This window comes from Porphyromonas endodontalis (assembly GCF_052173515.1).
Classification (GTDB): domain Bacteria; phylum Bacteroidota; class Bacteroidia; order Bacteroidales; family Porphyromonadaceae; genus Porphyromonas; species Porphyromonas endodontalis_A.
Window position 1 is genome coordinate 43,652 of record NZ_JBQMYL010000010.1, and the last position, 15,090, is coordinate 58,741.

Consider the following 15,090-nt stretch of genomic DNA (forward strand, 5'->3'; position numbering starts at 1 on the left):
TATCTATATTTTCTCTTCGTTAGGGTGCAGTGCTTTGTACACAATGCCTCCTCGTTTCTTACCAATAAGAGACTCCAATGCGGGTAAATCGGCAGCCTCTATACGCTTTACACTCCTAAAATGCCGGAGCAGTACCTCCTTGGTTTGCTTGCCTACTCCCTCTATATCATCAAGCACGGAGTGAATTTGATTCTTACTTCGAATGCTTCGATGAAAGGTTATCCCAAAGCGGTGCGCTTCGTCTCGAATATGCATAAGTGTACGGAGCGTTTCGCTATCTCGAGAGAGAAAAAGAGGATTCTCCTCACCTGGGAAATAAATCTCTTCCATGCGCTCTGCCAAGCCGATTATGGTAGTAGTCGGAGCTCCAATACCCATGGCAGAAAGCGTTTCCACTGCAGCTTCGAGTTGCCCTCGCGCACCATCTATTACGATCAACTGTGGCAAAGGAAGTTCCTCCTTTTGCAAACGGCGATAGCGCCGCTCTACAATCTCTCGCATAGAGGCCAAATCGTCGGCACCTTCTACGGTTTTCACGTGAAACTTTCTATACTCTTTTTTGGAGGGTTTTCCATTGCGAAAGACCACACAAGCTGCGACAGGGGCTGTTCCCTGTAGATTGGAATTGTCGAAACACTCAATGTAACGCGGAGCCACCGGCAAGTGCAAGTCCTCTATCATCCTATTCATCAGACGCTGTACACGCTGCTCCGGATTCAGTTTTTCCGCACGCTTAAGTTCATCTAGTTTATACCTCTTTACGTTATCTATAGATAGCTCCAAAAGCTTCTTCTTCTCGCCTTGCTTAGGGATGGTGATAGTGAATTGCCCCAAAGACTCCCAGCCTAAAGTATAAGGCAAAATCACCTCCTTTGCCCTGCTTTCGTAACGGCCTCGCAACTCTGTGATGGCTGTGGCAAAAACCTCCTCAGCCTCCTCGTCTATCGCTTTTTTATACTCTACCGTAAGGGCTCTCACGATAGCACCCTCATGCACCTGCATCATATTAACGTAGGCCATAGCCCCCTCCTCTTCGTAAGAGAAGACATCAATATCGAGACGCGTCTCGGGAGCTACGATATGTTTTGTACTATACGCTTGCAGCATAGCAAGCCGAGCTTTTTCTTGTCCAGCCTCTTCGTAGCGAAGCTCCTCGCTAAGTGCCAACATGCGGCTAGTTGTTTGCTGTATCACCTGCCGCAGATTCCCCTTTAGCAACTCCACCGCAGCGGCAATATTATTGAGATACTCTTCTCTCGACACGAGGCCCTCACAGGGAGCTTCGCACCGCTTGATATGATACTGAAGGCAGCGAGCATACTTCCCCCTCTCTATTGCCTCCTGAGTAAAACGATGCCTACAAGTACGTACTTTGTACATCTCTCGTATAATCCCCACTATGCCATGCGCCATTGCCACACTGGTATAGGGACCATAATAATCGCCCCAAGAGGGGTCAATCGTACGGGTTACAAATATCCGAGGGAACGGTTCTCTTGTCACCACAATACTCGGGTAACTCTTATCGTCTTTGAGGAGGATATTGTACTTAGGTTGGTAAGTCTTGATCAGATTGTTTTCGAGCAGAAGAGCATCACTCTCGCTTGCTACGACAATGTATTTTACATCCACAATCTGAGCAACCAACTGGCGTGTTTTTCGATCGGCGTGCTCCTTCTGGAAGTAGCTACTCACCCTCCGTCGCAGATTCTTTGCCTTACCCACATAAATAATCTCCCCCTCGGCGTTGTAGTATTGGTAGCAACCGGGAGAGAGCGGGAGGGTGGTAAGGATCTTTTTTATCTCTTCGAGGGTCATAAATCTTGGGGGAGGCTCTTTTGTTTCACGTGGAACAAAAAGCAGCTAATTATCTACCACAGAGAACCAAAAGCACGCTAATATCGTGAGGAGAGACCCCGGGAATACGCGCTGCCTGGCCTATTGTCTCGGGGCGAATACGATCGAGTTTCTGTCGGGCTTCGGTGGAGAGTTGCTCCAGCGAGAGGTAGTCGAATCGATTGCCCAGCGTAATACTCTCGAGACACATGGCTCTATCCGCTTGTTGTTTCTCTCGCTCTATATAACCAGCGTACTTGACATCAATCTCCACACGCTCCAAGATCTCCTCTCGCTGCGAAGCTATCTTCTCCACAAACGCGCGGAATTGCGGTAGCACATCCAGCAAATGATCGAGGGGCAATCTAGGGCGAAGCAACAACTCTCTAAGGCGAATTGCATGCTTTAGAGGCTGCTCTCCTTGCTGCTCCAAAAGGCTATTTACTCTCTCGGGACGAACCGAATATTGAGCCATAAATGCCTTCACTTCTTCTATCATTTGCTCCTTATAGGTAAAGCGATCTCTTCGCAGCTCGGAGGCCAATCCCAGTTTAATCGCATAGGGAGTAAGGCGGTCGTCCGCATTATCTTGGCGCAAGAGCGTACGGAACTCAGCCCTCGAAGTAAACATTCTGTAGGGCTCATCCACCCCTTTTGTTACGAGGTCGTCTACCAGCACTCCTATGTAGGCCTCACTGCGTTGTAGGACAAAATCTCCTAACCCATGAACCTCGTTGTGGGCATTTATTCCTGCCAAAATCCCCTGACCGGCAGCCTCTTCATACCCCGTAGTACCATTGATTTGGCCTGCCATATATAGCCCTCCAAGGAGCTTATGTGCGAGGGTTGGATAGAGCTGTGTAGGGTCAAAGAAGTCGTATTCTATGGCGTAACCGGGGCGATAAATACGCACATTACGTAGAGCTGGAAGGGTACGTAACGCGTCCAATTGCACCTCCAGAGGGAGGCTCGAAGAGAAGCCATTGAGATAGTATTCGTTGGTATTTTCGCCCTCGGGCTCAAGGAAAAGCTGATGTTGTTGCTTATCGACAAAGGTTACAATCTTAGTCTCTATACTTGGGCAATATCGCGGGCCGATACTTTGTATTTGGCCATTGTAGAGGGGAGAATCGGCGAGCGAGGCGCGAAGTATCTCGTGGCATTCGGGCGAAGTATAGAGAATATGGCAAGACAATTGACGCAAGGTATTCGCGCCCTCTGTGCAGTAAGAAAAGTGATGGAAGTCACCTTCGTCGCCTTTTTGCTCTGTGGTAAGAGACCAGTCTACACTACGCCCATCGATGCGAGCCGGGGTACCCGTCTTCATCCTATCGGTGCGGCACCCTAAGTCCCTCAGCTGCTCGGTGAGTCCATATGAAGCAGGTTCACTAATGCGCCCACCCGGTATCATGGTACGCCCAAAGTGCATCATTCCTCCCAAGAAAGTACCTACAGTAAGCACTACGGAGCGAGAGTAGAACTCTTTGAGCAACAAGGTTTTAACCCCAATTACTCTCTTGTTTTTTACGAGTAGCTCTGCTACACCATCTTGCCAGATGTGAAGATTAGGAATTGTGTCTAGGGTTTCTCTCCAGCGTTCCATAAAACGCATACGATCGATCTGGGCACGAGGGCTCCACATGGCAGGGCCTTTGCTTCTATTGAGCATGCGAAACTGTATAGAAGAAGCATCAGAGATCCATCCGGACCATCCCCCAAGAGCATCCACCTCTCGCACGATTTGCCCTTTTGCGATTCCACCCATAGCCGGATTACAACTCAGCTGGGCTATCTTATTCATGTCGAGGGTGATAAGCAGTACCCGCGACCCCATTGCAGCCGCAGCGGCAGCCGCTTCGCAACCTGCATGCCCGGCTCCGACCACAATCACATCATACTCTTCGCGATTCATAGTGTAGTCTTAATTTTCTTCCCACAAAGGTATAAAGAAGCCATAGAATGCTCTTGGGAAAATGATATCTATTTGATAAACAGTGGAGATGATTCCCTTTGCACTACCCTACTCCACTCTATAAGGAGCTTTAGCAAATGCTCAATAGGTGCGCTTACCAAGGTACTCCGTGAGCAAGACAAGGGAGTTATTCGCGGGAGAATTGGGAAAACTTCTCAGAATAGTTAAGGCCTTCGAGAGCTCCTCTTCCAGCCTCTTTTGGGCATAGTCAATACCCCCGAATTGGTGTGCCATTTGGAGCAGGTCCGCAATGGCTTTTTCGTCACTTTCCACCTTATCGAGTAGATTCTTTATCTGCTCTTTTAGATTGGCGTCGGCTTGGTTATAGACGTATATAAGCGGGAGAGTTATCTTTCCCTCTTTAAGGTCGTTACCCACAGGCTTCCCTACCTCCGACTCCTTCGTATAATCAAAGATATCATCCCGGAGTTGAAAAGCAATCCCAAGATGCCTACCTAATTGCGTCACCTTCAGTAATTCTTCTGCATTGGCATCTACACTATACATACCCAAAGCGGCGCAAGCTTCGAAGAGGGTTGCTGTTTTCTTTTCGATGATAGAGAAATAATTTTTCTCGTCTATGGTGTGTTCGGTGGCAACCTGTATCTGCAATAGCTCTCCCTCCGATAGGTGCTTTCCCAGGTTGGCAACGGTACGTATCAAGCTAGAGCCGCCAATCTCTGCCGCACGAAGAAAAGCAATAGATAGGATATAATCGCCCACCAATACAGCAGAGTGATTGCCGTAAAAGGCATTGAGGGTAGGTTTTCCACGCCTCAAGGGAGCTTGATCGATCACGTCGTCATGGATCAAACTAGCCATATGGAGCATCTCAAGAAGTACTGCACACGAGATCGTTCGCTGGTTGGGTTCCTTTCCTTGTAATGAAACAAGAAGGCCCATCAAAATAGGACGAATATGCTTTCCACGGGTTGCTGTGATCTTTTCTATAGACTGAGCAACGATAGAACTTTCAGTAACAAAGGCTTGGACATATTCCTCCTCGAAAGCCAAACGATAATCCTCAATCGGTTGAACTATTTGCTCTATTATATTCATGCTCCTCTATATCTAGGCGGTACAATCTCTGCACTATCTCTACTTACTTCCGACAAACAAAAGTAGTACTTATCGTTATGATATCAAAAACATATGGAGCAAGAATTTGGAGATTTCAACTCTAAAATATTTCAAATATCGCCCAAGAAGCGACACATGCAAGCACAAATACTCATATCTTTGTCAATAGGATAGCAAACTAAGGTCCTCACCATCTGAGTGAATAGTAGCTACACCAAGTAGAGAAACAAACTAACAGAAAAGAAAATGAAACGGACAAGAATGAATTATCTAACCTCACTACTCCTACTTGTTGTGGGGTTCATGGGCTTCCAAAGCTGTGATAACGGTAACAAACCTCAACCACCGATCGTAGAAGAGACACTCTCCATTACACCCAAAGAAGCCTCTATCAAGATGGGCGAAAGCCTCACAATCAAAGTATTGTTGGGTCAAAAAGAGGTAACCAGCCAAGCGGCCTTTAGCACCACACCTGCGGATATTATATCCATCTCTAAGGAGGGGAAAATCACGGCTCTCAAGGTAGGAAAAGCCACCCTCAAGGCTACTTACAACGGGAAAGAAGCTGAAGCAACCATCACCGTAACCAAAAAAGAAGAAGATGGGCCACAGCCAGAGCTTATGATGCCCTACCTACGATGGTTCGATTCTGCCGAAGAACTCATTGCCTTTGAGACGGCTCGTGGCAATATCCCTGCGGAAAAAGACGAAAGCATGCAGTATTATTCTTTCCAAACCAAGAGTAAGAAGATGCCCGTTATTAAGTACATCGTGGGGCAAGCTGTTCAGATTGATTTGACTCCCGAGGTAGCTCAAAGCGAAGAGTTGAAGAGCTTCTTAGAAAAAAATGGATTCATCTATGGAAGCAATGATTGGACGCCCAAATTCATGAATCTCATGACGGATAAGTACAAAACAGTTACCGGATTCATCTATGTAGAATATCCCGGGGTTGGTACCTTCCTCGGCTTCAATCTAAAAGAACCCACCTTCGAAACTCTTCCCTTACCCTTGCTCGACTGGAATGCTTCAGAAGATGCCATCAAGAAATTTGAGGAAAAAGCCGGCCGCAAATACCTTGAACAAAGAATCGACGAACTTGGAAGAAAGGAAATTATCTACGGCTCACAAAAACTCGGAGAGGAGTACGAAGAAATGTTTATAGCTCGCTACCTAGTGAAAGAGGGCAAACTCGTGAAAGTACTCTTGCAAGTAACCCCAGCCAATTACATCATCAAACCCGCAGGAGAAGGCTTCGGTATAATGGGTGCCTTCGATACTTATGTCAAGGGCTTGGGCTATACGATCTCCAAAACCGGGGATAAGAAAAACCTCTACAGCCATGCCGAGAAGGGCAATAAGTTCACTTTGGGTCAATGGACTATCAAAATGAAAGACGGACGTAAGCGCATATTTGCGAGTATGAACTTTGTTCCTTTGGATGGTCCGGACGTCATTGACTGATATCCACCACGGATAAGTTCCAAGTAATAAGAGGGATGCTCAAAGTCAATTTGGGTACCCCTTTTTGTATGCTAGACGATGTATTATAGATTTTTAGAGATTATAATTCTAGATTATAGGAGAGAGGAAGAGGGATATTTCAAGATACATTCTATTTGTAATCAACGATTTATCATGAAAACAGAGGGTTATCAAAGGTCTCAATTTTCTCGAATTTGAATCCGCATTGTACCTCCCCTCAGAAAATCCGGAAATTGGAACCATTATTATGTTCGATTGGTAGAGGATATGGAGGTTCGCCTTTATGTTCGTATTTTTGTCCCGAATAAAAAGTAGATTCGTATGAAAACAGAACCATCTGGGAGGAACCTCAGAACCCTTATCATCCATCGCGCACTCACTCCCTACCGCATAGATCTTTTCAACGCTCTCTACTCTCGCTATGGGTGCGACATCTACTTTGAAGAAAAAGAAGCCGAGAACCATAGTTTCAATCAAAGCCTACTAAAGTCGCGAGTTCGCTTTCCCTATAAATACCTATCCCCCGGAGTAGTCGGGATAAAAAACCTGCGATGGGATATTTTCAAGCTCGTAGCTCGGGGGCGATACGACCTTGTTCTCACCAGCGAAATTAACCTCACTACCCTACTCGCTCTTGCCGCTCGCTATATAGCTTCTCCCCATAGTCGCATCGTCCCCATGGTAGACGATAGTTATTCCCTTGCCCAAGAGACCGTAAAAAAGCAACTCGACCTAAAAGAGATTATCCTCGAGAGTGGTATGCTCGATGGGATGATACTATGTGATCGAAGGGCACAAGAGGTATATTCTCACAAGTTTGGAAAGGGGCACCGCTACCACACCTTCCCTATCCTGCAAGAGGAAGAAATGATCCGAGAGATATTGCCCCCTCTCTATCCCGATGCCGCAGCACTGCGTAGCCATTATACCCACCATTCCTCCGACAAAATACTACTCTACGTGGGGAGACTCTCGCCGGAAAAAAATCTAGATAGCCTTATTTCTGCCTTCTCTCGTGCCTTTGAGCTACAAAATGACGTACACTTAGTACTCGTAGGCGATGGGCCTTTAGAAGGCTTCTTACGTGCCAAAGCGGAGAAAACTCCTTGCCGGCAACGGATTCATTTCGCAGGGAGAAAAGAGGGAAAAGAGCTTTATAGCCATTACCTTATGGCGGATGCTTTTGTACTTGCCAGCACCCTAGAGAGATTTGGTGCGGTAGCCAACGAAGCTCTTACCATTGGGCTACCTAGTGCCATCAGTAGAGCTACCGGTATTGCCAGTATGCTGCAAGGGACACGAGGGGTAGTACTTTTCGATCCTTTTTCTCTAGAGCAAATCGAGGAAACTCTCCGGGCTACTCTACGCCTTGCCGACACTCCTTGGCGTCCCGATCGTAGCTCCCTCATGCCTCAGACGTTCGGAGAAATCCTTCCTCCTCTCTATGCCTTTTTAGAACGATAGGCCGTTCATAACCTGTCTACAAATAGGGGGTAATCTATGGATTATAGACTCCCCTTTCTTTTTCGTTAGCTAAATAAATCGACCTAAACAAGTCAAATTGGCATGAGTTATAAGTGGATTATCACCCTCTTATCAACCTATAATCTAGGTGAATTTCTCCTTAGAGTAAACCTCTTTGGTAGACCATATTGTTGAAAAGTAGCCTAATCTCTAGGTTTTATCAGCCAAATATATGTTGATAACTGGTTGAATAACCTGTTTATATAGCGTATACAATAGGTAGATATGACTGTTGGTAAGTACAGAATACTCCTAGGATGAGAACACAATTGACCCACCCTCTACTACTACTATATGTTCTATCTATAAAGAATATAGAATAAGAAGAAAGCTCTATTGCCTACTTTCAGCAATAGCCGCCAAGAGACCAGTCGTAAGCTTATGGAGCTGCTCCCGATTGATGATATAGGGAGGCATTAGGTAACACAGACGCCCAAAGGGACGCACCCAAACACCTTGCTCTACCAAAAGACGCTGCATCTTTGCCATGTCTACCGCCTCACGCATCTCCACTACCCCAATAGCTCCCAATACACGCACTTCGGCAACCGTATCGAATGACGCAGCCGGACTTAATTCCTCCTTTAGTTGGCTCTCTATTGCTTTTATGCGCTCCTGCCAAGGAGAATTGAGCAAAAGACGCAGACTTGCCAGTGCTACGGAACAAGCAAGCGGATTGGCCATGAATGTAGGTCCGTGCATAAAACATCCTGCCGCACCACTACAGATTTGGTCGGCAATGCTCTTGTGCGTACAGGTGGCCGATAGGGTCATGTATCCTCCCGTCAGAGCCTTGCCAATACACATAATATCGGGTACTACCCCGGCATGCTCGGCAGCAAAGAATTTGCCCGTCCTACCAAAGCCGGTGGCAATCTCATCAAAAATTACCAATATACCTGCCTCATGCGCCTTTCGTATCGCCTCCACTAGATATTGAGGATGGTAAAAATACATTCCCCCGGCTCCCTGCACAATGGGCTCCAAGATGAGTGCTGCAATTTCATCTCCATGCTCCGTAATAAGATCTGCAAAGGGGGCTATATCCTCAGCATTCCATTCTCCTCCAAAACGACTTTTAGGTTGAGGCAAAAAGTACTGCGCCGGTAACACCGACCCAAAGATGCCGTGCATACCCGTTACCGGGTCGCACACACTCATAGCATGCCAGGTATCCCCATGATAGCCCGAGCGGATCGTTGCAAAATGTTTTCGTTTCTTATCTCCTACGCTTTCATGGTACTGAAGAGCCATTTTAAGAGCCACTTCTACAGCTACCGAACCGCTATCGGCATAAAAAATTTGGTCAATACCCTTAGGTAAAAGAGGAAGCAAAAGAGAGGCAAGCTCTGCGGCTGGTCTATGGGTAAAGCCTCCAAACATAATATGACTCATAGACTTCGATTGCGTCTCTATGGCTCTATTGAGTTCGGGATTGTTGTACCCGTGGATAGCTGCCCACCACGAACTCATACCATCAATCAATACACGTCCATCTTCGAGTGTAATCTCTACCCCTTTAGCACTCTGCACAGGGTAGACGGGCAAAGGGTCTATGGTTGATGTATAGGGGTGCCATAGATGGTTTCGGTCAAATGCTAGGAGTTCTTCTGTAGTCATCTTAGAAATTTATTCTGCGTAATACATTCACAAGTAACAAAGGTACTTGATTAAGAAAAATCTCCTGCCCTAAAAATATTCCGTTTCCAACCAAAATAGGAGGGTACAATAGGCTAATATATTTTGCAAAACCAGCTACTTTCCGAGTCTGTTTTCAGCTAGAAAAATCGTTGATAACCTGTAGAAAAGCCGTTATCAACCTGTCATCAAAGAAAAAGTAGCTCCATGAGTATAGAGGCAATATCCCCCTTCCCCTAAGGAATTAATCCGAACTACACAAGCCAAGTTAGCACGAGTTATTGTTTCGTTATTGAGTCAGTTTTCTACGATCTGAGAGGGGAGAAAACTAAAAATAGTAATCTAAACCGAGAAGACTTATTGTTGATAATAGCAGCAAAACTAGAGTAAACCAAGGGAAATCTATGTTGATAATGGGTTTAATAACTCGTTAGTCTAGCGTTGGTATCCCAGTTTATAAGTGGAGTTTTACCGGTATGGCAAGAGCAGCTATCTACACTATGAACAGCCTTTTTTTCTTCCTCTATGTAATTCTATATTTTAAAATAAATAAGAAGATAGGAAGCAGAGAAATTGATGGGGTCAGGAGTATATCTCTTGAGCCCGATGAGAGAGAAAAAGATTATCTTTGCCTATGCTAGCTATAGTAATATTAAATCATTGTAATACCATTGTTATGAGAAAAGTAAGACTTTGTTTGACCATGATGGGGATGCTCTTCCTCGGCACTTGTTTCTCTGTGGCGCAAAACAAAACACAATCTATCGCTAAAACAGAAACTAGTAAGGTACAGAAGAAAAGCACTCAGCAGCTCTTTAAAGAGACCTACCGCAATCAGAATCGTCGTGATGAGCCGGTATTTCAGGCTTGGGTTACAGACCCCGATCCTACGGGTACCAATGTACGTCAGATACCCAATGGGGTGGTTATGCGTATACTTATGCCCAATGAGCACTCTTATATGGTGAGTGTTTTGGAAGAATGGAATGGTTGGTTTCGCATTGATAACCCCATACAGGTACTCGATACAGAGGAAGATCTCTACTGCGATGGAGAGATGCCTACTCTATGGATTCACAGCTCACTGCTTGGTTGTACCACGCGTGTAGATGTTCAGCTTCTCAAAGAACCCTCTTCGTCTGCACCTGTCTCCATACGTATTGGAGCAGATGTTGTTGTTCAGCCTATGGCAATAAAAGGGCAATGGGTAAAGGTAAAACATACGAATAGTCGCAATAAGACTTTTACGGGATGGGTGAAAGCGAGTTCACTTTGTGGCAATCCGGTCTCTCTTTGCATGTAACGGAGGTTCTATTTCATCGCTTTTCTGTGTAGGAAAACGCTATCTCTAGATACCTATACGCTACCCTTAGAATTTCGATCTTGAGGGTAGCGTTTTTGTTGTTTCCGGCTTATCCTAAAAAGAGGTGAGAGTGTATAAATTCTTTCTTTCATCTTAGAGATAAAAAATAGTATCTTTGTATTGAGTGAATTTGGGGTCAAATAAAGCGGAGATCATGAGATTAAGGTGATCTCTGAGTAGCCCTGAAATGCACGTAAGATTTGGTATTAGATTTTACATTAGACAATGAAACACCTCGTCTCTATTAGCCATTGCAGTGCAGAAGATATTATGCGTATTTTGGATAGAGCTACTCTATTCGAGCGCAATCCCAACCGTGACTTTTTGCAAGGGCGTGTGGTAGCTACCCTATTTTTTGAGCCATCCACTCGTACCAGATTGAGCTTCGAGACGGCAGTTTGTCGCCTGGGAGGCAAGGTGATTGGCTTCTCAGACGCTAGTACTTCTAGCAGTACTAAGGGAGAGACTCTCAAGGATACTATTAAGATTGTTTCTAACTATGCCGATGCTATTGTGATGCGTCATTATCTTGAGGGTGCAGCGCAGTACGCTACGGAGGTTAGCCCTGTGCCTATTATCAATGCCGGGGATGGTTCTAATCAGCATCCTTCGCAAACGTTGCTCGATCTCTACTCTATCCGTCAAACTCAAGGCTCACTAGAGCAAAAAACTATAGTGATGGTGGGCGACCTGAAGTATGGGCGTACCATTCATTCGCTGATAGAGGGAATGCAACCCTTCTCCCCACGATTTATTTTTGTGGCACCTAAAGAGTTGGCTTTGCCTGAGGAGTACCGCTCCTATTGTAGGGAGCATAACATCCCCTTTGAGGAGGTAACCGAGTTTACCTCTGAGGTAATTGCCGAGGCGGATATACTCTACATGACACGTGTACAACGGGAGCGATTTTCGGATCCGGAAGAGTATGAGCGTGTCAAAAACGTCTATATACTAGACAGAGAGTTGCTGCGTCTTGCCAAGCCGAACCTGAAAATATTGCATCCATTGCCTCGTGTGCAGGAGATTGCGCAGGAGGTAGATGATCATCCGGCAGCCTATTACTTCCGGCAAGCCCTCAACGGATTGTACGTTCGTCAGAGTATTTTGTCCGAAGTATTGGGCATTGAGGTAAAAAATTGAGTCTCTAGAGTAAACGTAAAGTATGAAACAATATTCAGCAGAGATGCCTGTTGCCTCTATCTGCAATGGCACCGTTATAGATCATATCCCCAGTGATAAACTTTTTAAGGTAGCTGCCCTTTTGCATCTAGACACGATGGAAAGCCCCATTACGATTGGTAATAACTTCCCCAGTAAAGTGCTGGGTCGTAAAGGGATTATCAAGATAGCCGACCACTTTTTCGATGGGGATATAGTCAATAGAATAGCTCTTATTGCTCCCAATGTACACCTCAACGTAATACGAGATTACAAGGTAGTAGAAAAGAAATCGGTAGAACTACCGAGTGAGATTGTGGGCATTGTACGCTGCTCCAACCCCAAGTGCATTACCAATAATGAACCTATGCCTACCCGATTTTCGGCTCTACAAGGGCATGAGAAGGGAGTAATACAGTGTGCCTATTGTGGTCGTAAGGTAGTAGGTACTGAGGCTGATTTACAATAAGAAAGAGAGATACAAGCTATGAAACAGCACTGGAAACCCGGTACGATGATTAGTCCCGTACCGGCTCTGCTCGTTACGAGTGCGAGTCTAGATGGGGAGCGAACCAATCTTTTTACGGCCTCTTGGACAGGTATCGTTTGTACCAATCCGGCAATGTGTTATGTAAGCATTCGCCCCGAGCGGTATAGTTATGAGCTTATCAAAGAGAGCATGGAGTTTGGGCTCAACCTCACTACCCTATCTATGGCAGAAGCCACCGACATGGCAGGCGTTATTAGTGGTAGGGATGGAGATAAATGGGAAAAGACGGGTTTGCATCCCGAGAAGGCTCAATTGATACAATGCCCTTTGGTGGCTGAGAGCCCCCTCAGTATGGAGTGCCGTGTGCGTGAGATCTTGCCGCTTGGCTCGCACGATATGTTTTTGGCAGAGATTGTAAGTGTATCGGTAGATGAGTCTTTGCTCAATCCCGAGACGGGTAAATTAGATCTCCATAAAAGTGAACTTCTTGCCTATGCTCATGGAGAATATTTTGGATTGGGGAGCTTTGTTGGTTACTTCGGCTGGTCCGTAAAGAAAGGAAAAGAGCCTATCAAACAGAGAAAATAACTACTAACTTTTAATAGAATAAAACTATGACAAAAAACAAGAAACCCTTAATCCTCATTGGGATTGTGGCCTTGCTTATCCTCATTGTAGGCTGGCTTATGAAAGGTTACAATAGTATGGTAAACGAGGATGAAAACGTAAATCTTCAATGGTCTGAAGTAGAAAATCAGTACCAACGTCGCCTTGATCTTATCCCAAATCTAGTGAATGTGGTAAAGGGATATGCAGCACACGAAAAAGAAACACTCGAAGGTGTGATAGAAGCTCGTGCCAAAGCAACCCAAACTACCATAGACCCAAGCAATATGACCGAAGAGCAACTTGCTAACTTTCAAAAGGCACAAGATGGACTCTCCGGAGCCTTGAATAGACTTATGGTGGTAGTAGAGAAATATCCCGAACTTAAGGCAAACGAAAATTTCTTGCAACTACAAGCACAACTTGAAGGAACAGAAAACCGCATTACAGTGGCTCGTAAGGGCTACAATGATGCCGCTACTATCTACAATAAGTTGGTACGTCGCTTCCCAAATAATATGCTAGCAGGGATTTTTGGTTTCTCTGTACGTCCCCAATTCAAAGCCCAAGAGGGAGCCGAATCCGCTCCTACGGTACAATTCTAAGTCCATAAAAATGGGTAGATAATACCATGAATTTGAAGAGACTTTTAGTACCCTTATTAGGGATATTCCTGGCTCTCTCGACCCTCCTTCCAGTGGAGGCGACGGAGAGTCGAGATGTCTTTGAAGTAAAGGATGTACCTAATGTACAGATAGGGGATAGTCTACGTTTTGTATCCGATCCTGGCCATTTCTTGGATAGTTCGGAAGTAGAGGAGTTGGATAATAAGCTCCATCAACTTCGCTTAAATTTTGGGGTAGATGCTGCCCTTGTGGTGTTGCCCTCCATAGGAGATCGGACAATAGAAGACTTCAGTGTAGAGCTCTTTCGCACATGGGGATTGGGCAATAAGAAAACCAATAGTGGGCTGCTCATCCTTCTTGTTATGGACGTCCACAAGATTTTTATCACCACGGGCTATGGCATAGAAGGGGTACTACCCGATGCTACTTGTTCTAGTATCATTCGAAATCGTATGATACCCTACTTCAAAGAAGATGCCTATGCAGAGGGTCTCATGAGTGGAATAGATGCCATAAGTGAGATATTTAAGACGGGTGATTTTGAGGGATCAGACGGAGGAAATAGCTCTGAAGATGAAGAAGGGGACTATATTCTTTTCATTTTCTATCTCTTGTTTGTACTTTATTATGCCGTTAAATCCTACGGTAAACTGACGAATATTTTCGAGAAAAAGGGAGAATACAAATACAAGAGTGCGCCAGAGCGATTGGCTCGCTTGAAGTCGAAAAATAAAACCTATAGTGTGATATTTGCCATTGCTTGTCTGCCTATTGGGATTGTGATTTACCTGCTAGGAAAGAATCTTTGTAAGAAGCTTGATAAGGAGAGTAAGCGTTGTCCTAATTGCGGAAAGGAAGCAATGCTACCCATTAGTGACCGAGCAAAAGTGCGTGCTCTACTCAATCCCCAGATGCTTCTGGAGACGGATATAAAGTCGCGTGAGTACGGAGCGATGCAATGCAGTAGCTGTGGGTATGAGCATGTTTTTCCGGTGCGAGAACTTCCTTCGCGTTATTCTCGTTGTCCCAAGTGTGGTACTTATGCCTACTATGTTGTCCGAAAAGAAGAGACGACTAACCACTATATAACCCATTACAAATGCCTCTATTGTAACCATGAAGATAGAAAGAAGAGACCGAAAGAAAGTCCGACGAGAGATATCGCTACAGCCGCAGCTGTAGGCGGTATTTTAGGAGGATTGTCGGGTAGAGGAGGCTTCGGCTCTTCCAGAGGTAGCTCTGGCGGTGGTTGGGGTGGAGGTTCTACCGGAGGTGGTGGAGCCGGCGGATCTTGGTAATTAGTTTATCAGAA

The 15,090-nt window shown here is 45.4% G+C and carries 12 protein-coding genes; 8 read left to right on the forward strand and 4 right to left on the reverse strand.

Annotation, left to right across the window (positions count from 1 at the left end):
* Positions 1 to 3: 3 nt before the first annotated feature.
* The 3 genes from uvrC to ACTTHR_RS06165 form a co-directional block, all read right to left on the reverse strand.
* The gene (gene uvrC / locus ACTTHR_RS06155; RefSeq protein ID WP_442605543.1) at positions 4 to 1,818 is read right to left on the reverse strand and encodes an excinuclease ABC subunit UvrC; all 1,815 of its coding nucleotides are present in this window, start codon (positions 1,816 to 1,818) and stop codon (positions 4 to 6) included.
* A gap of 49 nt (positions 1,819 to 1,867) precedes the next feature.
* Positions 1,868 to 3,748, reverse strand: a complete 1,881-nt coding sequence (mnmG, locus tag ACTTHR_RS06160) for a tRNA uridine-5-carboxymethylaminomethyl(34) synthesis enzyme MnmG (RefSeq protein ID WP_442605544.1) — start codon at positions 3,746 to 3,748, stop codon at positions 1,868 to 1,870.
* A 141-nt stretch (positions 3,749 to 3,889) separates the two neighbouring features.
* Positions 3,890 to 4,867, reverse strand: coding sequence for a polyprenyl synthetase family protein (locus tag ACTTHR_RS06165; protein ID WP_442605545.1), 978 nt, complete (start codon positions 4,865 to 4,867; stop codon positions 3,890 to 3,892).
* A gap of 267 nt (positions 4,868 to 5,134) precedes the next feature.
* On the opposite strand from ACTTHR_RS06165, the gene ACTTHR_RS06170 reads away from it, so the two are divergent.
* A complete protein-coding gene (locus ACTTHR_RS06170) occupies positions 5,135 to 6,352 on the forward strand; it encodes an Ig-like domain-containing protein (RefSeq protein WP_442605546.1) in 1,218 nt (405 codons plus the stop codon).
* A gap of 342 nt (positions 6,353 to 6,694) precedes the next feature.
* Positions 6,695 to 7,837, forward strand: a complete 1,143-nt coding sequence (locus tag ACTTHR_RS06175) for a glycosyltransferase (protein ID WP_442605547.1) — start codon at positions 6,695 to 6,697, stop codon at positions 7,835 to 7,837.
* A 393-nt stretch (positions 7,838 to 8,230) separates the two neighbouring features.
* Here the strand turns inward: ACTTHR_RS06175 and bioA are convergent, their stop codons facing one another.
* Positions 8,231 to 9,517, reverse strand: coding sequence for an adenosylmethionine--8-amino-7-oxononanoate transaminase (bioA, locus tag ACTTHR_RS06180; protein ID WP_442605548.1), 1,287 nt, complete (start codon positions 9,515 to 9,517; stop codon positions 8,231 to 8,233).
* A gap of 694 nt (positions 9,518 to 10,211) precedes the next feature.
* Here bioA and ACTTHR_RS06185 point away from each other — a divergent pair.
* From ACTTHR_RS06185 to ACTTHR_RS06210, 6 genes are all read left to right on the forward strand, one after another.
* A complete protein-coding gene (locus ACTTHR_RS06185; protein WP_442605549.1) occupies positions 10,212 to 10,838 on the forward strand; it encodes an SH3 domain-containing protein in 627 nt (208 codons plus the stop codon).
* A 285-nt stretch (positions 10,839 to 11,123) separates the two neighbouring features.
* Positions 11,124 to 12,038: an aspartate carbamoyltransferase gene (gene pyrB / locus ACTTHR_RS06190; protein ID WP_004333659.1), complete on the forward strand. Its 915-nt coding sequence runs from the start codon at positions 11,124 to 11,126 to the stop codon at positions 12,036 to 12,038.
* A gap of 22 nt (positions 12,039 to 12,060) precedes the next feature.
* Positions 12,061 to 12,525 carry an aspartate carbamoyltransferase regulatory subunit gene (locus ACTTHR_RS06195; protein ID WP_281677647.1) on the forward strand — a complete coding sequence of 155 codons (465 nt, stop codon included), beginning with the start codon at positions 12,061 to 12,063 and terminating at the stop codon, positions 12,523 to 12,525.
* Positions 12,526 to 12,543: 18 nt separating this feature from the next.
* On the forward strand, positions 12,544 to 13,134 hold the full coding sequence (locus ACTTHR_RS06200; protein WP_442605550.1) for a flavin reductase family protein: 591 nt from the start codon (positions 12,544 to 12,546) through the stop codon (positions 13,132 to 13,134).
* 26 nt (positions 13,135 to 13,160) lie between these two features.
* The gene (locus ACTTHR_RS06205) at positions 13,161 to 13,757 is read left to right on the forward strand and encodes a LemA family protein (protein WP_442605551.1); all 597 of its coding nucleotides are present in this window, start codon (positions 13,161 to 13,163) and stop codon (positions 13,755 to 13,757) included.
* Between the two features lie 32 nt (positions 13,758 to 13,789).
* Positions 13,790 to 15,076, forward strand: coding sequence for a TPM domain-containing protein (locus ACTTHR_RS06210; protein ID WP_442605552.1), 1,287 nt, complete (start codon positions 13,790 to 13,792; stop codon positions 15,074 to 15,076).
* The last annotated feature ends 14 nt before the right edge of the window (positions 15,077 to 15,090 follow it).